Source organism: Aquimonas voraii (assembly GCF_900101825.1).
Classification (GTDB): Bacteria; Pseudomonadota; Gammaproteobacteria; order Xanthomonadales; family Xanthomonadaceae; genus Aquimonas; species Aquimonas voraii.
The window spans coordinates 39298-59635 of record NZ_FNAG01000007.1 but is presented as its reverse complement, the minus strand read 5'-3'; the positions used below and the strand labels follow the sequence as shown (position 1 = coordinate 59635).

Sequence of the window (20338 nt, the reverse complement as noted above, 5' to 3'; positions counted from 1 at the left end):
GCCTTCCGCGCGCGGCACACTGGGGGCTCCGACCGGCCGGTCGACCCAGGTGAGGAGAGGCCATGCGCAGCGTCCTGATTCCTTTCGACGGTTCCGATGGCGCCAAGCGCGCCCTGCAGTACGCGATCGATTTCGTCCGCGAGTACGGGCGGCTGTCGATCCACCTGCTCAACGTGCAGGACGAGCCGGTCGTCTACGGTGACTACCTCACCGCCAGCCTGCTCGACAGCCTGCGCAAGGCTGCCCTGCGCGCGGCCGACGAGGTGCTGGCCGGCGGCCGCGAGCAGCTGGCCGCCGCGGGCATCGAAGCCCACAGCCATACTGCGCTGGGCGGGGTCGCCGAACAGGTGGCGCGCGCGGTCGAGGCCCAGGGGTGCGACACCGTCATCATGGGGACGCGCGGCATGGGAGCCGTCTCCAACCTGTTGATGGGCTCGGTGGCGACGCGGGTGGTGCACATGTCGAAGGTGCCGGTGCTGCTGGTGAAGTAGCCGCGCCGGTCGGCGCGGCTGCTCAGCCCTCGGCCGGCTCGTTGGGGTCCGGGGCGGCGCGCTTCAGCTGGGTGACGAAGCGGGCGCGCAGCTGGCGCTTCTCGTGCGGCATCAGGTCGCGCTGCATGCGCTGGCGGCCGACGGTGAGCAGCTGGCGATCCAGCATCGGCGGCACCGACTGCGCGCCGGTGCCCAGCCCGATGCGGGCCTGGATCAGCTCTTCCGGGTTCAGCATCGCGATCAGCGAGGCAGCGGCTTCATCCAGCAGCTGCTGGACCATCGCGGCCGCAGCCGGGTCGTCGCCGTACTCATCGTCTTCGCCGTGCTCGCTGCCGCTGCGGTCGTTCACGGTGGCGAACTTCTGCAGTTCTTCGAGGCTGATCAGGCCGGTGGTATCGGCTTCCTGCTGCAGCATCGAGCTCTGGTTGCGCTCGCCGTCAGGATCGGCGATGCCGACCAGGTGCACGCGCACCCCATATTGCTGGGCCAGCACCACGCCGACGCGGATGTCCTCGTCGCCGGTCAGCACCACGGCATCGCTCATCGCGCGGTTCTGCGCCAGGTTGGCCATGTCCATGATGAGCAGCGAGTCGACGCCCTTCTGTTCACCGGCCAGGCTGACCATGCCGAGCCGCAGCTTGACGTTGGCCTGGTAGGCCAGCTTGCGGTGCGCGCCGGTCGGACCGGAGCTGGTGCCGTCGTACCAGTACACGCGCAGCAACTCACGTCGGGTGAGTGCTTCGGACTGCTTGATGATGTACTCGAGGAAGTCCTCGTAGGACAGGGTGATCGCGCTGCGGGACTGCTTGATGCCGGTGAGCAGCTTGATGGCGGAGGCGTAGAGGTAGCCGGCGTCGATGAAAACGGCAACTCGGTTCATGCAAGCGTCCATAGGGTTCGTGGGGCGCGGTCAGCGCGGTTTTCCCGGCAACGGGAAGGGAGTGATGACGCTCTCGCCGGTGGCGGAGTCGCGGATGCTGAGCTGGCCGCGGCGCTCGACTTCCTCGACGCGGACGATGGACTGCATGGGCAGGTGCAGGACGCGGGTGTCGCCGAACTCGCTGCGCAGGCGCTCCTCAGTCGGGTCCACCACCAGCGAATCGCTGGCGTCGAACACCAACTCGGCCACTTCGGTGAAGCCCCACAGCGCACTGCTGGCCACGCGACGTGCGTAGAGCTCGTAGATCTTGCCGGCGTTGAGGAAGGTGACCTTGTACAGACGGCTGCTCATGCAAACGGGGCGAAAGGGCGATGCCAGGCGAGGGCGAACGGCGGAGTATAGGCGTCGCGCGGGGTGGCCGCAAAAGCCAGCCGGGGCGATCCGCCCTGGCCTCAGCTCCGGCGCAGCTTGCGTTCGACGCCGCGTCGCATGAGCAAGGCAAGGATCATGCCCAGCGCGAAGCCGGCGAGATGCGCCCACCAGGCGACCGCGCCAAAGGTCGGGCCGACGTAGGCGAACATCAGCTGCAGCAGGGCCCAGATGCCGATCAGCACCGAGGCTGGCGTGCGCACGAACTCCAGGAACACCCCCAGCGGCAGGACGATGGCGAGTTCGGCACGCGGGAACAGGACGAGGAAGGCGCCGATCAACCCCGACACCGCGCCGCTTGATCCGATGATCACCGCCGCCGTGCCGTCCAGCGACCAGGCCGCACTCAGATTGGCGGCCACGCCGCAGAGGAAGAACACCGCGAGGAAGCGCAGCGGCCCCAAGCTGCGCTCGGCGGGCAGGCCAAAGATCAGCAGGAACAGCAAGTTGCCCAGCAGATGCAGCCAGTTGGCGTGCAGGAACAGTGCGCTGACGAGGCTGAGCGCGCGGCCGTCGAGCAGGGCCGAGGTCAGCACCGAGGGCGAGAACAGCGAGGCCGGCACCGTACCCCAGCGCAGCAGGAACTCCGCGCGCGCAGCGGGCTCCAGCGGTGCCAGCCAGACGAAGCCGGCCATGCTGAGCGCCACGATCAGCGGCGTCACCCAGCGCCGCTGCGGACGGCGGCGTCCCGGCACGCTCACGAACACATTCATGCGCGCCAGCTCATGGACGAGGCAACAGATAACGACGACCGTCGAGCTCCAGCACGCTGCCCTCGCGGCGGATTTCGGCGAGCCGCAGGGTCGAGTCGATGGCATCGCCCTCGCGCAGGCGGCGGCCGTCGATGATCACCACGCGGGCGGCAGGGTCCTCGGCGAAGACGTGCATGCTGACCTTGAGCGGCGGTAGCCGCCCGCGTGCTTCGTGGCCCAGGCTGGACAGGAGCGGCGGGGTGTCGGCGGCTGGCGGCACCGTGGCGGCGACCTCGATGGGTGCCGCAGCAGGCGCGTCCATGGCGCCCGCCGGCGGCGTGTTGGCCAGCGTCGCCAGATTCGCGGAGGCCACCGCGGTGTCGGCCGTGGCATCGGCCGGCAGCTGCGCCGGGGCGGGTGCAGGCTGCACCGGGGCGGGCGGTGCAGGCGCGAGGGCTGGAGGCGCAGGCGTAGCAGCGGTGGGTGTGTGCGCCGGCAGCGCCACGGCCAGCTGCGGCCTCGCCTCGCGCTCGATCGAGGCGAAACTGGGGTCCGAAGGAAGGCGCGAGGCCGGCGGTGCGCTGGCCTGTTCAACTGCGGCCGGCACGGCGGGCGGCCTTGGCTCGGGATCGCCGGGGGTCTGGCTCTCCGATTCGGTGCGCGCAGCGGCGGTCTGCACTGACTCCGCGCTTGTGTATGCGGCCGATGTGGCTACGCCGGCCGTCGGCGGGTCGGCGGGGGACGGTGTCCGCTGCAGCCACAGATAAGCACCACCAGCAGCTCCCAGCAGCAGCGCGGCAGCCAGCGCCAGCGGCCAGCTTCGCGTGCGTCGCCGCGGCGCGCGCGGCTGCAGATCGAGCAGGCCCGGCACGCGCCCGCGCAGGCGTTCGGCTTCCGACTTCTTCAGGGCTTCGAGGATCAGGGACATGGTCAGCCCTTCAGCGCAGGCGCCGCAGGCGCGGCCCACCTGACAGGTGGGTGGTGGCAGCAAACAGAGTCTCCGGGCCGACGATGCCGTCGGGCACCAGGCCATGCGCGGCCTGCAGGCGGCGCACGGCCTGTTCCATGGTCGCATCGAACTGCTGCGGGCCGGTGCTGAGCTCGCCGAGATGGCGCGCCTCCAGCAGGCGCTGGGCCAGCCAGTCGACCGCGGCACCGGCATCGCCGCGCCGCAGTGTGCCGCCGACGAAGCCGGGCGCGCGCCAGACCACGTGGAATTCTCCCAGCCACAGGCGTTCGAACAGGACGCGCGGGGCCTCGATGGTCTCGCCGTCGAGCAGCAGCCGCACGCGTGTCTCGCCGCTGCCGAGCAGCACCGCCCAGGCCTCGCGATCGCCCGAGGTCAGGCGCAGCAGCACCGGCCGGCGCAGGGTTTCGAGCTTGGCCAGGTTGCCGGCGGCGCGCAGGCAGTAGACGCCGGTGCCGAGCTGCAGCGGGCAGCGCTGCGCGGTGCGCACATCGGCCTCGCGGGCCCGCAGGTTCCACAGCGCCAGCAGATGGTTCCAGCCGGCGAAGCTGGTGCCATCGCTGCCCTCGATCAACGAGCGCAGGCCCGCTTCGTCGATCAAGGCATTCGTCGCCGCTGTGGACGGGGCCACTGCGACGACCGTTGGCGCTGCGGCCTCGGGTGCCGGTGCGGGGGCACGGCTGCGCCAGATCAGCGCGAACACCAGCGCCACCGCGATCACCGCGCCCGCGGTCAGCAGCCAGGGGCGCGCACGCCGCGCTGGCGAAGCCAGGGCTTCACGGGCCGCTCGCTCGACCTCGTGCTCGCCGATCTGGTTGAGCTCGCCGACGTAGCCGGCGGTGAGCGCTCGGTCGGCGATGACATTGATCAGCCGCGGCACTCCGCCCGCGTGCTGGTGGATGCGTCGCACCGCCAGCCGTGAGAACGGGAAGCGCGGGCAGCCGGCGACCACGAGCCGGTGGCGCAGGTAGTCCTCGGTCTCGTCCGCCGACAGCGGAGTCAGGTGGAAGCGCGCCGTGATGCGCTGGGTGAGCTGGCGCAGCTCGGCGCGGGCGAGGGTTTCGCGCAGCTCGGGCTGGCCCAGCAGGATGATCTGCAGCAGCTTCTGGGTGGCGGTCTCGAGGTTGGTCAGCAGGCGCACCTGTTCCAGCGCCTCGAAGCTCAGGTTCTGCGCCTCGTCGATGATCAGCACCACGCGCAGGCCTTCACCGTAGGCGCGCAGCAGGTAACTGTTCAGCAGGTCGACCAGGCCCTTCAGGCTGCCGCGGACGGGCTCGACCTCGAGCTTCAGCTCCTCGCAGATCGTTTCGACCAGTTCGACCGGCGACAGCCGCGGGTTCAGCACGAGGGCGACGCGGCTGTCGGCTGGCATCTGCTCCAGCAGCAGGCGGCACAGCGTGGTCTTGCCGGTGCCGACCTCGCCTGTCAACTGCACGAAGCCGCCGCTGCCGCCCTGGCCGATGCCGTAGAGCAGGTGCGCGAGTGCGTCCCGGTGGCGCTCCGACAGGTAGACGAAGCGCGGGTCGGGCGTGATCGAGAAGGGCGGCTCGGCGAGGCCGTAGAACTGCAGGTACATCCTGTCGGCCAAGGGGAGTTGGGTGGGCAGGCGCACTGTAGGGCGGTGCGCCGGCGAGGCGGGTTAGGTCTTCGTTAAATCGTCGGCGCTACAGCGGCAGGCGCGGCTGCTGCGGCTCGATGCCGTGGCGGCCTTCCATGATCGCCTTGAACTCCGCGCGCGAGACCGACACGTAGCGCTCGTTGCCGCCGATCTCGACCTGGGGACCTTCCGACACCGCGCGGCCGTTCTCGTCGACCCGCACCACCATGGTCGCCTTCTTGCCGCTGTGGCAGATGGTCTTGATCTCGGTGATCGAATCGGACCAGGCCAGCAGGTACTGGCTGCCTTCGAACAGCTCGCCGCGGAAGTCGGTGCGCAGGCCGTAGGCCAGCACCGGGATGTTCAGGCGGTCGACGATCTCGGTGATCTGCCAGACCTGGGCCTTGCTCATGAACTGCGCTTCATCGACCAGCACGCAGTGCAGCGGGCCGTTCTCCGCGATGTCGCGCTCGGTAATGCGCAGCAGGTCATCCTCGCGATCGAAGATCACGCCGGTGGCCTGCAGCCCGATCCGCGAAGCGACGACGCCGGCGCCGTAGCGGTTGTCCAGGCGCGGCGTGAAGATGCGCGTGCGCATGCCGCGCTCGTGGTAGTTGTGCGCGCTCTGCAGCAGGGTGGTGGTCTTCCCGGCATTCATCGCCGAGTAGTAGTAGTAGAGCTTGGCCAAGATCGGGTCCGTGCCGACGGAAAGCGGCGGGAGTATGCCCGAGCGCGGCGCCGGCCGGGCAGCCCGCTGCTGCGGTTGTCGGGCCTTTGAGGCAAGGGCGGCAGGCGATTGTGCACACTGGTGGCCTGTAGGTCCGCGCCTCCCCCGCCATGCTCCGACTCCACGCTTTTGCCCTACGCGCCGCAGTGATGGCGCTGTTGCTCTCGACATCGCACACCGTTTTCGGCTGCGGTGAGGATGCTGCCCTCGAGGTCGAACTGCGCGTCACCAGCGACCGCGGCGAGGGCTTCGATCGCCTGCATCGGATCCGCGTCTACGCGGACGGCTGCGTCACGGTGCGCCGGCCGCCCTTTCATCGGGCGCCTGGCGAATTCAGCGCCCGCGTTGATGCCGCGCATCTCGCGCCCCTGCGCCAGCGCTTGTCCGCTCCCGCACTGCGCGCCATCGATCCGCAGCAAGCGCTGCACGAGGCCCAATCGGCGCTGCAGGCGCGTGGCAAGGCGCAGGGCGAGTTGCGCCGCACCTACATCTCGCATCCGACCGGCTACGTGCTGCGTCTTGGGGATGCCGCCAACGCCGTTGAGCTGAAGGCTGAATCGATTTTCCAGCAAGCCGAACTGCACCCTCAGTCGGAGGGGCTGGCCTTGCTGGCGGAGACCATCGGTGAAGTGCTGGCGCTCGATGCGCTGCCGGAGCTCGGCGCCGAGGTGGCGCGATGAGCCGCCTGCGCGGTCTGCCCCCAGCTCTGCTGGGTCTGCTGATGAGTCCGGCGGTTTCGGCGGGTGCCTTCATCTTCGCCGAAGACTACCCCGACGCCGTCACCCACCCGCAGGTCTACAGCGGCACGGGGGGTGAGCTGCAGGACCTGACGGTCTGCCTTGACCGCAGCGTCAACTCAAGTCTCACCACCCGCGCCGAGCCGGCCGTCATCAAGGCCATCGAGACCTGGAACCGCGGGCGCTCGCTGGCTGCTGACAACTTCGCACTGAACAACGCCACCGACATCGGTTCGGGCTACGACTTCGAATCGGTCTTGCTGCACGAGTTGGGCCACTGCCAGGGCCTGAACCACGTCAACCACGCCAGCGAGTCGGGGTTCAACGATCCGCAGGCAAACGGCAGCAAGTCGGCGCCGGGGGCGAATGGCGTGCTCAACCAGGCGGCGGGCAGTGACGGCATCCACGGCTCGCGCGACGACCTGCGCGGCGACGACGTCAATCTGCACTGGTACCTGCGCGGCCAGAACAACCCCGGCCTGTTCAACGCGATTGCCGACAGCTCGACGATGGCCCGTGAGCTGAGCTTCTTGCCCTCGGGACATCGCTTCGCCGCCAATGCCGACCGCAGCGTGATGGCAGCGCTGGGTTTCGCCAACTCCGAAGCCGTGATGCAGCAGGGCACCCCGGCGCGCGAGGCCAAGCGCCACCTGCACCACGACGACCTGATGACGATCCGCTTCGCGCGTTCCGGCCTGAACCGCGTGCAGGGCAACAGCGACGACTACCGCTACCGGCTGCGCTACGTCGGCCGCCTGTTCAACCCCTCGAACAGTGAATGCAATGTGCGCATTCGCATCGACGGCAGCACCGGCTTCGCGGTCTGCGGGGTCAGTGCTTCGGCGATCAACAACAACCCCGACCAGTGGCGGATCACCCAGGCGCAGATCGCGATGAACTCGTCGATCAACTGGTACTTCTCGCCGGGGCCGAATACGGTCACCCAGATCAGTTCGACTTCGCCGAACCCGAGCCCGGTGGGCCAGAACTACACGGTCAACCTGCGGGTGTCCGAAGCCAGCGGCATCAGCATCAGCGGCAATCCCTTCGGCACGGTGGAGGTCGATGACGGCCAGGGCGCGAGCTGCAGCGTCGAACTCACGAGCGCGATGAACGGGCAGGGCAGCTGCGTGCTGCCGGGCAGCAGCGCCGGGTCGCGGACGCTCACCGCGCGCTATCTCGGCCGCGGCGGCTTCGACTACAGCGAGGGCAGCGCCAGCCACGCGATCCGCGTCACCACCAGCACCAGCATCACTTCGCGTCAACCCAGCGCCACCGTGGTCGGGCAGGACTACCGGGTCAATGTCCGCGTCACCGCTGCCAGCGGCACGCCGACCGGCAGCGTCCAGGTCAGCGACGGCAACAGCAGCTGCCTGGGACCCCTCTCCGCAGGCAGCACGAGCTGCAGCTTGCCGTCGACCAGTGCAGGCACGCGAACGCTCACCGCGACCTACCTGCCCACCGGCGATTTCGGCGCCAGCAGCGCCACCGCCAGCCATGTCATCGGCCGGGCCAGTACGGCCTTCGCCACAGCCAGCGTGCAGCCCGTGCCGTCCTCGCACGCGCAGCCGGTGACGGTGAACTTCACCCTTGCCGCGGCGGCGCCAAGCGCAGCGACGCCGACCGGCACGGTGACAGTAGTGGCGGTGCCTGGTGGCGAAAGCTGCAGTGCCAGCGTGGCGGCAGGCGCCTGCACCCTCACCCTGTTCGGCGCGGGCAGCCGCAGCCTCAACCTGAGCTATGCGCAGACGCCGGACTTCAACGCGACGAGCACGAGCCTTCCGCATCAGGTCAATGCCGCTGTCACCAGCACGCAGATCGAATCGATCACGCCCTCGCCGGTGCGGGTGGGACAGGGCTATGAGGTGGCGGTGCGCGTCGAGAACCCGCAGGTTGCGCCCGACGGTGGCGTGCAGGTCAGCGAGGGCGTGGCCAGCTGCACGGCCGTGCTGGCCGGAGGCGCCGGCCGCTGCCGGCTGGTTTCGGGCAGTGCCGGCACGCGCAGCCTGCAGGCCAGCTATGCCGGCAACGGCAATTTCCAGGCGAGCAGCGCCAGCGGCAGCCAGAGCGTGCAGCGCGGCGCCACCGCGCTGCGCGTTGTCGACATCTATCCGCGGGTCTCGCCGGTCGATTCGCTGTTGCAGGTGCGCTGGGCGCTGGAGGTGCTGGCGCCGGCCGCGGGCAGCCCGGGTGGCACCGTCACGGTGACGGCGGGACCAGGCGAAACCTGCTTCGCGCCGGTCGAGAGCGGCGGCTGTGCGCTCAGCCTGGGCGCGGCGGGGCCGCGCAGTCTGCAGTTCGGCTATGCCGGCAGTGCGGACTTCGAGCCCGCCGCGGCCAGCCAGCCCCATGTCGTCGATGTCGATGCGCTGTTCCGCAGCGGCTTCGAGGCGATCGAGGCCGCGCTCCCGCCGCCCTGAGGCGCGAACGACGGGGCTCGGCGACCCGGTCGGCGCACCCGGACACTAGAATGGTGACCCCGAGGCCGCTCGCGCGGCCGTTCGCCACAGATCCCCTCGCATGTCCGGATTGAACCCCCAGCAGGCCGCCGCGGTGGCCTATCGCAGTGGTCCTTTGCTCGTGCTGGCCGGCGCCGGCTCGGGCAAGACCAAGGTGATCACCGAGAAGATCGTGCGGCTTGTGCGCGAGGACCATCTGGCGCCCAACAAGATCGCCGCGATCACCTTCACCAACAAGGCCGCGCGCGAGATGCGCGAGCGCGTCGGCAAGCTGATGAAGTCCGAGCAGGCGCAGGAGCTGACCGTCTGCACCTTCCACTCGATGGGGCTCAAGTTCCTGCAGATCGAGCACGAGGCGGCCGGCCTGCGGCGCGGGTTCTCGATCTTCGATTCCGATGACAGCACGTCGCTGCTCAAGGAACTGCTGCCCAAGGGCGCCAAGCCTGATGTGGTCGACGGCGTGCGCGGCCTGATCTCGCGCGCCAAGAACGACGTGCTCAGCCCCGAGCAGGCGATGGCGGCCGCGCGCAGCCCGCGTGAGCGCGAGGCCGCCGAGATCTACGCCGAGTACCAGCGGCGTCTGGGCGCTTTCAATGCGCTCGACTTCGACGATCTGATCCGCCTGCCGGTGGCCCTGCTGGCCGGCAGCGAGGACCTGCAGCGAACCTGGCGCGAGCGTCTGCGCTACCTGCTGGTCGACGAGTACCAGGACAGCAACCCGGCGCAGTACCAGATGGTCAAGCTGCTGGCCGGGCCGCGCGGCATGTTCACCTGCGTGGGCGACGACGACCAGTCGATCTACGCCTGGCGCGGCGCCAACCCGGAGAACCTGAACCAGCTCAGCGTCGACTACCCGAACCTGCGCCTGATCAAGCTGGAGCAGAACTACCGCTGCGCCAAGCGCATCCTGCGCGCGGCGAATGCGCTGATCGCCAACAACCCGCACGAGCACCTGAAGGCGCTGTGGAGCGAGCACCGCGAGGGTGAGCCGATCCGCGTGTTCGAGTGTCGCGACGACGAGCACGAGGCCGAGCGCGTGGCCGCCGAGATCTCGCATCTGGCCGAGAAGCACCGCGCGCCCTGGAGCGATTTCGCCGTGCTGTTCCGCGGCAACCACCAGTCGCGGCCGCTGGAGAAGGCCTTGCAGCTGCTGCGCATCCCGTATCACCTGGCGGGTGGCACCGCTTTCCTGGATCGCGGCGAGGTCAAGGACACCCTGGCCTGGCTGCGCCTGGTGGCGAACCCCGACGACGATGCCGCCTTCCTGCGTGCGGTGACCTCGCCCAAGCGCGAGATCGGCAGCACCACCCTGGCCAAGCTCGGCGAGCTCGCCGGGCAGCGTCACGAGAGCCTGCTCAAGGCCGCCGAGCGCAACGATGTGCTGAAGGTGCTGCCGGCGCGGCCTGCGGCGGCGCTGGATGGCTTTGTGCAGCTGATCCGCCGCTTTCGGCAGCTCTCCAACGCGCTGCCGGCCGCCGACCTGTGCCGCAAGCTGATCGAGGATTCCGGCCTGCTCGCCGAAGTGCGCGCGACCTCCAGAGACGACAGTCTGTTCCAGCGTCGACGCGGCAACCTGGAAGAGCTGGCCGGCTGGCTGGAGGCCGCGCGCGGCGGCGGTGGGCCGGGTGAACTGGCCGCCCAGCTGGCCCTGCTGAGTCATGCGGATCGCGATGATCCGGGCGAGAGCGTGCGCCTCATGAGCCTGCACGGCAGCAAGGGCCTGGAGTTCCGCTACGTGTTCATCGTCGGCGTGCACGAGGGCTCGCTGCCGCACGACGCCAGCCTCGACGAGGGCAAGGTCGAGGAGGAGCGCCGCCTGATGTACGTCGGCATCACCCGCGCCAAGGAGCTGCTGCACCTGTCCTATCCCAAGCGCGCCAAGCGCTTCGGCGAGGTGACGAAGAACGAGCCCAGCCGCTTCCTCACCGAGATCCCCGCCGCCGAGCTGCACTGGGTCGGACGCGATGCCGAAAAGGACGCCGAGCGCCGTGAGGACGTGGCGGCGGCGAGTCTGGCCAAGCTGGCCGCTTTGTTCAACGACTGAGTTTCGGCTGGCTTTTGGCACACCCGATCCGTTCCGTGTGCGTCGAGTCCGCGGCGTCGGGCCGCGCTGCGCTTGGCCCAACCTACCGAGCCTCTTGGGTTGGCGTAAGCCGCAGGCGCACCCAAGCATCGCGGATTTCGTGGCTGCCTCATGGGCGGCATGAGCGCACCCCAAGCACTGCGGCCCGACGACAGAACTGGAATGCGCACGCCCCGGCACTAGAATGCGCAGGCCCCCGCTGTCCGAGTCCGCCATGAGCCACGTCCCCGCGCGCCAGCGCCTGATCTTCGCGCTTGATGTCTCCACCGCCGCCGAGGCCGATGCCTGGATCGAGCGCCTGGGTGACAGCGTGGCCTTCTACAAGATCGGCATGGAGCTGCTGAGCTCGGGCGATTACTTCCGGGTGCTGGAGAAGCTCGCGGACGCCGGCAAGCGCATCTTTGTCGATCTGAAATTCCACGATGTGCCGGCCACGGTTGGGCATGCCGTGCGCGGCCTGTCGCGCTGGCCGGTGGACTTTTGCACCATCCACGGCCAGCAGCCGGCGATGATGCGCGCCGCGGCAGAAGCCGCTGGCGCGATGAAGATCCTCGCGGTGACCGTGCTGACCTCGATGGATGCGGCGGATCTCGCGTCCGACGGCATCACTCGCAGCCCCGCCGAGCAGGTGCTGGCGCGCTCGGCGCTGGCGCAGGCGGCCGGCTGCCACGGGGTGATCGCCTCGGGCCAGGAGGCCGGCATGCTGCGCGCCGCGCGCGGCTCGGACTTCCTGATCGTGTGCCCGGGCATCCGTCCTGGCGGCCCGGCCGGCGACGACCAGAAGCGCACGGTCGGCGTGGCTCAGGCGTTCGCGGAGGGCGCCGACTACATCGTGGTGGGGCGGCCGATCCGGCAGGCGGCGGATCCGCGGCTGGCAGCGGATGCGATCGTCGATGAGATCGAGGCGGCGCTGGCAGGCGGTTGAAAAACGGGCTGCCAGCCCGGCCAGGGATGGCCAGAGCGACAAAGCAACCGCGTAAGCGATTGATGTGTCGTGAGGCGGTGCGGACCTGCGCCGGACCGCCAACTTGGAACACTCCCCGGAAGGGCGTTTTTGGACACGTGGCTAGGGGCTGCCTGGTCGGTGTGATCCGCCGGTTGGGCGGCCCGGTGCAAGGCCCGCCCGTTCGTCACGACTCAAGTTCCCGCGGAGCAGGGTGAGCGTGCGCCGGCTTGCACCCTCTCCCCCGGCCCCTCTCGCGCACGCGGAGAGGGGCGGTGAGCCCTTGGTGAGCACCGGAGTGGACTCAGGAAAGTCTTTCTACTCAGTGTGATGCATGACCTACTTCAGGTATTGCATCAGCACTCGGCCTGCTCTAGGCTTGCCGCCGCCACTGACGGTTCACCGCCGCAGCGAGCGCCCTAGCCGAGCAGCCGCGAACAGGGCTGCCGACAACAAGAAAATGCCGGCTTCGATCCGGCTTGACGGGAGTCCCAGGGGGGCTCCCGTTCTTGTTCTGAGCTTTCCAAACTCCGCGGTCGAATCGCGGGCCACAAAAAAGCCGGCCCGAGGGCCGGCTTTTGCTGTCCCGAACCGCTGCGCGGCTCGATACTTACGCCATCGCCTTGATGCGCGCCGTGAGGCGGCTCTTGTGGCGGGCAGCTTTGTTCTTGTGGATCAGACCGCGAGCGGCGTAGCGGTCGAGCACCGGCTCGGCGGCGGCCAAGGCGGCGCGGGCGGCATCGGCGGCGCCGGTGTCGATCGCCTTGATGACCTTCTTGATCGTGGTGCGCACCATTGAGCGGGCGCTGGCATTGCGGGCGCGGCGAACTTCGGACTGCTTCGCGCGCTTCTTAGCGGACTTGATATTGGCCAAGGGAAACTCCTCGAGGCGTAGCGGTAAGGGCGGGACAAGACGCGCAAGTATGCGGGGGAGGCGGGGGCGCGTCAATCCGGGCCGCGTTGCGGCTGGATGGGATTCGGATTGGACAGCTGGGATTCGGGATTGGGGATTCGGGATTCGACCGAAGGTCGTGCAGGTCAAGGAGGGCTCGCGGCGCCGGACTTCGCTTGCCGCCGCGATAAAGCGTCCGCTGGCCGAGCATGTGGCGCAAGCACTCGGCTGGGGTAGCCTTTCGCACCGCACGCACGGATCAGGGTTCAACGCCCGCTTCTTGCCGCGACCGATGTTGCCCGCTCTACGAATCCCCAATCCCGAATCCCGAATCCCGCGCGGCGGCGGCAACGCCGCCGCGCCGGCGCAGCCGAAGAAAATGCCCAACCTCCTCCGTTCGCTTGCCTCCTTCAGCGGCCCGACCTTTCTGTCGCGGATCCTGGGGCTGGTGCGCGAGATGGTCATCGCCCAGACCTTTGGTGCCAACGCGGCGACCGATGCGTTCTGGATCGCCTTTCGCATTCCCAACTTCTTCCGCCGGCTGTTCGCCGAGGGCTCGTTCTCGCTGGCCTTCGTGCCGGTGTTCACCGAGTACAAGCAGACCCGCGAGCAGGCCGAGCTGCGTGAGCTGATCGCGCGCACCGCCGGCACGCTCGGTGCCGTGCTGCTGGTGGTGACTGCGCTGGGCATGCTGTTCGCGCCGGAAATCGCGCGTCTGTTCGCGCCGGCCACCAGCGCCGAGGCCGGCAAGGTCGACCTGATCGCCGACCTGCTGCGGGTGACTTTTCCCTTCCTGCTGTTCGTCTCGCTGACCGCGCTGGCCGGCGGCGCGCTGAATGCCTACGGTCGCTTCGCCCTGCCGGCGGCGACGCCGATGATTCTCAACCTCTGCATGATCGCCGCCGCCTGGTGGCTGGCACCGCTGCTGGAGGTGCCGGTGATGGCGCTGGCCATCGCCATCCTGGTCGCTGGCGTGGTCCAGCTGCTGGTGCAGTTTCCGGCCCTGCGCCGGCTCGATCTGCTGGTCTGGCCGGCTTGGGGCGGCGCGCATGCCGGCGTGCGGCGGATCCTGAAGCTGATGGTGCCGACCCTGTTCGGCAGCTCGGTGGCCCAGGTCAACCTGCTGCTGGATACGGTGATTGCGGCGTTCCTGATCGCCGGCTCGCAGACCTGGCTGGCGCAGACCGACCGCCTGCTGGAGTTCCCGCTCGGCATTTTCGGCGTGGCTTTGGGCACGGTGATCCTGCCGGCGCTGTCGCGCCACCATGTCGATACAGACCCCGCCGGGTTCTCGCGGGCGCTGGACTGGGGCCTGCGCATGGCGCTGCTGATCGCGCTGCCGGCCATGCTCGGCCTGCTGCTGCTGGCCGAGCCCATTCTCGCCACCCTGCTGCAGTACGGTGCCTTCACCGCCTTCGATACGCAGATGGTGGCGCTGTCACTGATGACGGTGAGCTTCGGCCTGCCGGCCTTCGTGCTGATCAAGGTCGTCGCGCCCGCTTTCTATGCCCGCCAGGACACCGCCACCCCGGTCAAGATCGGCATCGTTGCGATGATCGCCAACATGGGCTTCAACCTCGCCTTCCTTGGCACGCTGCTGTGGTGGCGCGCCGCCGAGTTCGCGCCCGGCTTGAGCGTCTTCGAGAAGCTGGCCGCGCTGCCGGGCCTGCATCTCGCCCTGTCCGCGGCCAGCGTGGCCTCAGGCTGGCTGAACCTGCTGCTGCTGGCCTGGGTGCTGCGGCGACAGGGCGTCTATCGCGCCCAGCCCGGCTGGGCGCGCCACCTGATTCGCCTGGGCCTCGCCTGCACGGCGATGGCGGCAGCGCTCTGGGCCGGCCTGCAGCTGTGGCCAGAGTTCGGCCTCTACGGCTGGCAGGGCCGCAGCTGGCGCCTGGCCGTGCTGGTCGGCGGCGGTGCGGCAGTCTTCGGCCTGGTGATGCTGGCTTTGGGCTTCCGGCCCCGAGACTTGAGGGAAGCGCGAGATTGAAGCTTGAGGCAGATCTCCCCTCTCCCCTTGTGGGAGAGGGGCGGGGGAGATGTGCGGGGACAGTGATCTTGCACCCTTGGGACAGAAAGATTGCACCCGATTTGCCGAAATCTGCCGAAACGAACCGAAACGAAGTGAAACGCGCGGAAAGCTAGGCGGGGCGCGGCTTTGCAGGCAACACGAAGGGCCAGTAAGGCGCCCGAGAGGCGCGCACGGCCAGAGGCGCGGGGAACGCGCACCCGCAACGGGGCGGCCCTGACAGTGTGCGCGGCGGTGGCAGCGTTTAAGGCGGTTCAATCAAGCGCTTACGCCGGTTTCATCGCCCTTTGAAGGCTCCCCGCCAACGCGGAAAGCCGGACATGAGAACCGGACAAATATTGCGGCTCACGCAATCTTGTTGCAGCTCCCGCAACGCAGGGCGCGCCCGCGCTTCCGCCCGCTCTGCCGTCTACCGATGGGGCGGGCTTGCGCGCTTTCGCGACATCGTGTAGCGATGGCCGGGCACCCATAGCCCGACGGGGCGACAAGCGCGGCAGCTCTCCCCGCGCTTGGGTGCAGCCCTGGAGAGGCACGGAAGGCAGAGCGCGTGCACAGCGAACACGAACGGCCCGCAAGCGAACAGGCGGCAGAGCCATCGGCGGATGAACCGGCGTGGGCGAAGGCGACCGCGCCCCTCTTCCTTGGCCTCTCTGAACAGATTGATGCGGCGCTTAGGCGGCGAGCGACACAGCTGCAAATCGAAGAGCTGGAGGCACAGCGCGAAGAGCGCGAGGCGAAACCCGGCGCAGCAGCCAACGCCCGAGAGATCAAGCGCATGTGCAGAGTCTGGGCGACTCTCGCGGGACAAGCGGCGGGCGAAGCCGCCACCCCCGCCGCCGCCGCCAGGCTGCTGGCGGAGCTGTTCATCCGTGTGGGGCTCGACCCTGGAGTAGATGACAGAACACTTGAAGGCTGGATCAGGAAAGGCCGCGAGGCGCCTTAGCACATTCATCCACCTTGGCGCAAACGCCACCAAACGCTTCGGTCGCGTTGGCGGGCACCAACTGCCCCTCTGCACTCTGTTGCCCAACGCGGCCGCTGCCGCTTGTGGCGCCCCAACATGCAGACCCCCCAAGAGCCAGACAGCAAGGATGCGGGCACCGCCCCACCGTCCCGCGTCGGCTGGCCGGACGTGCTGAGCGAAGCCGCCGACGTTGCGGCGCACGCACTGCGCAAGCGCGGAGAGCCTGACCAGCGCGCGGAGGAACTGGCCCGCGCGGTGATGCTCGGGCTTGCCGATGTGTTCGGCGGGAGAGCGTTCTACCTGCCGCGCGGCCTCGCAGTGAAGCGGCACTTCCGAGACATCGACATCGCGCAACGGCTAACCCGCGACAACGCAAGGGCACTCGCCCGCGAGTACGGAATCACTGCCATTTACGTCTACGAGTGCGCCAAGCGAGGACGCGAAGCGCTCCGCAAGCCACAAACCGAAGGAAACACCGAATGAACACCGTCGCCCCCGAAGAAATCCGCAACATCGCTGGACAGGTGCGCGCGTATGTCGCGACCCTCCATGCCCGGCGCGGCGAGCTGCGCGCCGAGCGCTCGCAGCTCGAAGAAGAGCGCGACGCGCTGCTGAATGCGCCGGTCAATCGCGAAGACGCTATCCGGTTCGTGTTCGACTACATCGACCGCCGAGCAGCGCGATTCACTGAAATCTGTGGTTGGAAGGTCCAGCTTTCGCGCGTGCTGAAGCCAGGCAATGCTAGCGGAGCGGTAGGCCAGCAGTATGGCCCGGGCGTCCTCACGCTGGCGGAAATCAATGACAGCCTTTCCATGGATGCAGTCCGCAATGAGCATCGCTTCGGCGAGGGCGGAATCTGCTTTCTTTCGGCCGGCCGGGATGCGCTTGCAGACGGCGATGTGTCGCTGCGGCTGACCCTCAGCCCTCTGGAGGCGCGACAGTTGGCCAACGCGGTTGAGCGCTTGGGATCGCACCCGCAGGTGCGTGCGTCCGCCTCGCGCTTGGCGAGTGCACTACGCAAGGCTGCCTTTGTCCTAGAGACGCCGCCGGCGGATCGGCCTGCGCCGCCTGTGGTGGATCGCTTGGAAGCGCGCATCCGTCGCGACATTGAGGCCGAGCGCGGCGCGCCGTGGCCGATCCGATGAACCAACACGGGACAAGCCGGCGAGTGTCCCGCGCCGCTCTTGCGAGGGACGCAAAGCGAGACGCAAACAACCCCGGCAGTTGCGGCCTGAGTCCTCGCACGTTGTGCATGCCGCGTTTCATCGGTAGCTCTAACTTGGGTGACGCAACACATATTCAGCGCGACTTGACAGCACCTTCATGCCGCCGCATTCTCGACCCGCTGCCGCCAAATCGGCAGCCGGGTTTGGAAGCCCGAGTCCTGAGGCGCACAAGCGCCCATCGCCCGATGCCGGCGCTTTTTCTTCGCCCGCATCCCGGCGGGCGTGCATGCCTGTCAGTTCTACGGCGGGCGGTGCGCGGGAGCCGCAAGGCTCGCCGGTCCTCAGGCCGGTCTTCCAACCGCGTACCGTCCGCCACCCCGTTTGGAAGCGGGGCGGCGGTCACTCGATACCCTGAGGATACCGCCATGAACTGCAACCACGCTGCCGCCGCGCTCGCGGCCCTGCCTGCACACCTCTTGTTGCCCATCGAGGCCCCGCGCGCCGACTGGCCCGGCCTGCTGGATCACGCCGCCGCCGCGCTTGAAGGGCGATGCGTTTACGACTCGGAGACCCTCGCGCTGGAGCTGCGCGCTATCGCCGAGACGCTGCGCGCGGAAGTTCTCGCATGAAGCGCGCGCCGACGCTGGTTCCGTTCGCCTCTCAGTCGCAGGCAGCTGGTGTGCCCCTGTTCCACGTCGCTACTGACGACGCGCAGCAGTTGCGCGAAGAGGCAGCCGTGCGCGTGTTTCGCGCTCGTGAGCTTTCAGCCGCACTTGCGGGTGCTTCGATCAAGGATGCAGGGGAGGATGCGCTCCCTGCTTTCGCCGCCGTCCTGGCTCAACTCCTCGGCGAGGCTGAAAGCCTGCTTGAAATAGCCGAATCCGTGCGGCTGAAAGGGGGTGCGTGATGCTGTGCACTCCCCAGCATCGCGCGGCGTCGCCGCTGGCGGCCCTGCGAGCGTTTATAAACGCCCTCGTGGCGCTTTTCTGTGCCCTCGGCGGGGGTAGCCGCCTGCGGCGCGCTCTCCGGCGCTCTGGTTCCGTCGTCCTACTGGCTTCGTCGGTAAGGCACCTATGCGCGTTCCGGAACAGTGTTGCGCCCGTCAGGCGCATGCAGGGGTGCGGGTCCGCATCTGGTGCCACTCAGCGGCGCGCGGAGGCGACCGGCCTCCTGGCGTCGCCGGGAGCGCACTTCCGCGCGTCCATGGACAGCATCACCAGCACAGGGTGCGGCACAGGGTGCGGCCTGAGCGCGCCTGCGCGCCTGCGGCCGCAGAGGATGTCAGCCCGTGGCCGCCCCTGACACTACTTATAAGGTCTCCGACTTGGCGAAGGCGCTGGGCTGGACTGCACGGCACCTGCGGCGCAGGTCCGAAGCGGAAGGCTGGCCCGCGCAGTCGGACCCCGAGCATGCATCGCGCCACTGCTATCGCCTGGGAGACTTGCCCGATTGGGTGCAGGCCCGCGTTCTGCTTTGGGCCGAGCGCGAGGGGCGATCAACGGTGCCCGACACGTGCCCCGACCCCGACCATGCAGCGGAACTTGCGCGGTTCCAGCAGGCGACCCCCAAGGCCAAAGAGGAAGCCGGAAAGCGCCATGCGGCGTTGTTGTGGGTTGAGCGCTTGCTTTCCGAAGGCCGGAGCTTGACCGACGCCCGCCGCGTCGTCGCAGCGGAGTTGCAGCGCCAGGGCGTGCCGGGCGCATCGGTCGATTCGTTGAAACGCTGGGCCAAAGCCTGCGAGGGCCTCGCGCGCGCGCGCTGGCTGCCGGCGCTGCTGCCGGGCAGGGCAGCCGGGCGCGAACGTGTTGAAATCCCTGATGAGCTGTGGGACTTCTACGCGGGGCACTACCTCACGCGCGCTGCGCCGACGCACGCGGACAGCTACAGGCGAACAGCGGAGATTGCCAAGCGCAAGCGGCTGGTGTTGCCGAGTGCAAAGACGTTCGTTCGGCGAATGGACTCCGAAGTCTCCCACAGCGTTCAGGTGATGAAGCGTGCGGGGGACCAAGCGGCCGCGCGTCTGCTGCCGTCGCTGGTTCGCGACGCTTCTTGTTTCGAGGTCGGCGAAGCCGTCAACGGCGATGGTTTGAAGCTTGATCGCCTGTGGGTTTCGTTCAAGGGGCGAAAGCCGATCAACACCGCCACGCTGTGGGTTTGGCAGGACGTGCGCTCGCGCCGGATTCTCGCTTGGGAACTGGCAGAGAGCGAAAACACGGACATGTTCAGGCTTGCGACGCACGCGCTGGCGGGCGTTTGCGCGCCGCGTCATGTGTACCTGGATAACACGCGAGTCGCGGCAAATAAGCTGATGACCGGCGGTGCCATGAACCGCCATCGTTTCAAGGCGCGCGAGGGCGACGCGCCCGGCCTGCTTTCCATGGTTTTCGGCGCGGAAGTGCACTTCACAAATCCCGACAAGGTCTTCGGGAACCCCGGCGCAAAGCCAATTGAACGGGCGTTTGGCGTCGGCGGGCTGCATGAAGCTATCGCTTGCCATCCGCGAATCAATGGGCGCGGCTTCAGCATGGCGACTGCGGTAGAAGCTGGCGAGCTGTCTGAAGTGGTTCGCGAAGAGGTCGCACGCCATAACGCCCGCACGGGGCGCCGTGGACGCGGCATCGCGGCCGGCAGCTTTGATGCCGAATGGGCGGCCGGCGTGATTCGCTGCCCGCCGCAGCAGCTGCCCGAGGCTGCGCGGTCGCTCTTTCTGCGTTCGTTCGAGACGCGAACCGTTTCCCGAGACGGCAGCATCACCATCAAGGCAGGGCGCAGCGACCTCGGGTCGAACCGATACTGGTCAAACGCGACTGCCGAACTTATCGGGCAGCAGGTGATGGTGTTCTATGACCCGCAAGACTTGCGCGCCGACGTGAGCGTCTACACGACGCAAGGGCGCTATCTGTGCGACGCCCTGCACATGGCCTCGCGCGCCTTCAATGACACCGAAGCCGCGCGCGATCACGCACGGTTCAAGAATCAGCATATGAAGGCGACGAAACGCGCGGCCGAAGCGCTCGGGGTCGCGTCGGAGTTGGAACGGCGCGAGCTTTACGGCGAGTGCCAGCCCCAACCGCCCGCGCTGCCCGAGTCCAAGGGACCAACGCGGCTTCGTCCGCGCGCATCCGGCATCGCCCGCCAGACGCCCGCGCTCGCGGCCGCGCCGCTACCGCGCGCGACTTCCGATGAAGTTACCGAGCTGCTAGCGGATTCCTATGAATCAGAGGCGCGGCGCCGAGCGCCATGGCTTTTCACCACCCCGACAGGTGACCAATGAGAACCCGACAT

19 protein-coding genes are annotated in these 20338 nt (G+C 68.5%); 12 read left to right on the top strand and 7 right to left on the bottom strand.

Annotation, left to right across the window (positions count from 1 at the left end):
• Positions 1 to 62: 62 nt before the first annotated feature.
• Positions 63 to 491 (top strand): universal stress protein, encoded by a 429-nt coding sequence (locus BLP83_RS12115; protein ID WP_091243106.1) that lies wholly within the window; start codon positions 63 to 65, stop codon positions 489 to 491.
• A gap of 22 nt (positions 492 to 513) precedes the next feature.
• Here BLP83_RS12115 and BLP83_RS12110 read toward each other — a convergent pair whose 3' ends face one another.
• From BLP83_RS12110 to BLP83_RS12085, 6 genes are all read right to left on the bottom strand, one after another.
• Positions 514 to 1371: an NYN domain-containing protein gene (locus tag BLP83_RS12110; protein WP_176764171.1), complete on the bottom strand. Its 858-nt coding sequence runs from the start codon at positions 1369 to 1371 to the stop codon at positions 514 to 516.
• Positions 1372 to 1401: 30 nt separating this feature from the next.
• Positions 1402 to 1722, bottom strand: coding sequence for a DUF1820 family protein (locus BLP83_RS12105; protein WP_091243101.1), 321 nt, complete (start codon positions 1720 to 1722; stop codon positions 1402 to 1404).
• 101 nt (positions 1723 to 1823) lie between these two features.
• Positions 1824 to 2507, bottom strand: a complete 684-nt coding sequence (locus BLP83_RS12100; protein ID WP_091243307.1) for a rhomboid family intramembrane serine protease — start codon at positions 2505 to 2507, stop codon at positions 1824 to 1826.
• A 16-nt stretch (positions 2508 to 2523) separates the two neighbouring features.
• Complete coding sequence (locus tag BLP83_RS12095) at positions 2524 to 3420, bottom strand: general secretion pathway protein GspB (RefSeq protein ID WP_176764170.1); 897 nt, start codon at positions 3418 to 3420, stop codon at positions 2524 to 2526.
• A gap of 10 nt (positions 3421 to 3430) precedes the next feature.
• Positions 3431 to 5047 (bottom strand): ExeA family protein, encoded by a 1617-nt coding sequence (locus tag BLP83_RS12090; RefSeq protein WP_143006666.1) that lies wholly within the window; start codon positions 5045 to 5047, stop codon positions 3431 to 3433.
• 76 nt (positions 5048 to 5123) lie between these two features.
• Positions 5124 to 5744, bottom strand: coding sequence for a thymidine kinase (locus BLP83_RS12085; RefSeq protein ID WP_091243094.1), 621 nt, complete (start codon positions 5742 to 5744; stop codon positions 5124 to 5126).
• 149 nt (positions 5745 to 5893) lie between these two features.
• Between BLP83_RS12085 and BLP83_RS12080 the strand changes: the two genes are divergently transcribed.
• From BLP83_RS12080 to pyrF, 4 genes are all read left to right on the top strand, one after another.
• Positions 5894 to 6463, top strand: a complete 570-nt coding sequence (locus tag BLP83_RS12080; protein WP_143006665.1) for a hypothetical protein — start codon at positions 5894 to 5896, stop codon at positions 6461 to 6463.
• Entirely contained in the window at positions 6460 to 8940 is a 2481-nt protein-coding gene (locus tag BLP83_RS12075; RefSeq protein WP_091243089.1) for an Ig-like domain-containing protein, read from the top strand. The genes BLP83_RS12080 and BLP83_RS12075 overlap by 4 nt, the downstream gene beginning before the upstream one ends.
• 100 nt (positions 8941 to 9040) lie before the next feature.
• Entirely contained in the window at positions 9041 to 11023 is a 1983-nt protein-coding gene (locus BLP83_RS12070; protein ID WP_091243087.1) for a UvrD-helicase domain-containing protein, read from the top strand.
• Between the two features lie 253 nt (positions 11024 to 11276).
• Positions 11277 to 11987, top strand: a complete 711-nt coding sequence (pyrF, locus tag BLP83_RS12065) for an orotidine-5'-phosphate decarboxylase (protein ID WP_091243085.1) — start codon at positions 11277 to 11279, stop codon at positions 11985 to 11987.
• 628 nt (positions 11988 to 12615) lie between these two features.
• Here pyrF and rpsT read toward each other — a convergent pair.
• A complete protein-coding gene (rpsT, locus tag BLP83_RS12060; protein WP_091243082.1) occupies positions 12616 to 12879 on the bottom strand; it encodes a 30S ribosomal protein S20 in 264 nt (87 codons plus the stop codon).
• Between the two features lie 397 nt (positions 12880 to 13276).
• Here rpsT and murJ point away from each other — a divergent pair, with 397 nt between their 5' ends.
• The 7 genes from murJ (at position 13277) to BLP83_RS12020 (ending at position 20327) form a co-directional block, all read left to right on the top strand.
• Positions 13277 to 14884 (top strand): murein biosynthesis integral membrane protein MurJ, encoded by a 1608-nt coding sequence (gene murJ, locus BLP83_RS12055; protein ID WP_091243078.1) that lies wholly within the window; start codon positions 13277 to 13279, stop codon positions 14882 to 14884.
• A gap of 586 nt (positions 14885 to 15470) precedes the next feature.
• Entirely contained in the window at positions 15471 to 15866 is a 396-nt protein-coding gene (locus BLP83_RS12050) for a hypothetical protein (protein ID WP_091243076.1), read from the top strand.
• Between the two features lie 189 nt (positions 15867 to 16055).
• Positions 16056 to 16370: a Mor transcription activator family protein gene (locus BLP83_RS12045; RefSeq protein ID WP_176764169.1), complete on the top strand. Its 315-nt coding sequence runs from the start codon at positions 16056 to 16058 to the stop codon at positions 16368 to 16370.
• Positions 16367 to 17032: a hypothetical protein gene (locus tag BLP83_RS12040; RefSeq protein WP_091243070.1), complete on the top strand. Its 666-nt coding sequence runs from the start codon at positions 16367 to 16369 to the stop codon at positions 17030 to 17032. Before BLP83_RS12045 ends, BLP83_RS12040 begins: the two co-directional genes overlap by 4 nt.
• Before the next feature lie 446 nt (positions 17033 to 17478).
• Positions 17479 to 17682 (top strand): hypothetical protein, encoded by a 204-nt coding sequence (locus BLP83_RS12035; protein WP_091243067.1) that lies wholly within the window; start codon positions 17479 to 17481, stop codon positions 17680 to 17682.
• Positions 17679 to 17960 carry a hypothetical protein gene (locus tag BLP83_RS12030; RefSeq protein WP_091243065.1) on the top strand — a complete coding sequence of 94 codons (282 nt, stop codon included), beginning with the start codon at positions 17679 to 17681 and terminating at the stop codon, positions 17958 to 17960. Before BLP83_RS12035 ends, BLP83_RS12030 begins: the two co-directional genes overlap by 4 nt.
• Before the next feature lie 417 nt (positions 17961 to 18377).
• Complete coding sequence (locus BLP83_RS12020) at positions 18378 to 20327, top strand: transposase domain-containing protein (protein WP_143006664.1); 1950 nt, start codon at positions 18378 to 18380, stop codon at positions 20325 to 20327.
• Positions 20328 to 20338 lie beyond the last annotated feature (11 nt).

Bases quoted from the DNA above. Each gene is read 5' to 3' on its own strand.
- BLP83_RS12030 (WP_091243065.1), top strand. From the start codon at position 17,679: ATGAAGCGCGCGCCGACGCTGGTTCCGTTCGCCTCTCAGTCGCAGGCA.
- BLP83_RS12075 (WP_091243089.1), top strand. From the start codon at position 6,460: ATGAGCCGCCTGCGCGGTCTGCCCCCAGCTCTGCTGGGTCTGCTGATG.
- pyrF (WP_091243085.1), top strand. From the start codon at position 11,277: ATGAGCCACGTCCCCGCGCGCCAGCGCCTGATCTTCGCGCTTGATGTC.
- BLP83_RS12040 (WP_091243070.1), top strand. From the start codon at position 16,367: ATGAACACCGTCGCCCCCGAAGAAATCCGCAACATCGCTGGACAGGTG.
- BLP83_RS12110 (WP_176764171.1), bottom strand. From the start codon at position 1,371: ATGAACCGAGTTGCCGTTTTCATCGACGCCGGCTACCTCTACGCCTCC.
- BLP83_RS12105 (WP_091243101.1), bottom strand. From the start codon at position 1,722: ATGAGCAGCCGTCTGTACAAGGTCACCTTCCTCAACGCCGGCAAGATC.
- murJ (WP_091243078.1), top strand. From the start codon at position 13,277: ATGCCCAACCTCCTCCGTTCGCTTGCCTCCTTCAGCGGCCCGACCTTT.
- BLP83_RS12070 (WP_091243087.1), top strand. From the start codon at position 9,041: ATGTCCGGATTGAACCCCCAGCAGGCCGCCGCGGTGGCCTATCGCAGT.
- BLP83_RS12115 (WP_091243106.1), top strand. From the start codon at position 63: ATGCGCAGCGTCCTGATTCCTTTCGACGGTTCCGATGGCGCCAAGCGC.
- BLP83_RS12095 (WP_176764170.1), bottom strand. From the start codon at position 3,420: ATGTCCCTGATCCTCGAAGCCCTGAAGAAGTCGGAAGCCGAACGCCTG.
- BLP83_RS12080 (WP_143006665.1), top strand. From the start codon at position 5,894: ATGCTCCGACTCCACGCTTTTGCCCTACGCGCCGCAGTGATGGCGCTG.
- BLP83_RS12035 (WP_091243067.1), top strand. From the start codon at position 17,479: ATGAACTGCAACCACGCTGCCGCCGCGCTCGCGGCCCTGCCTGCACAC.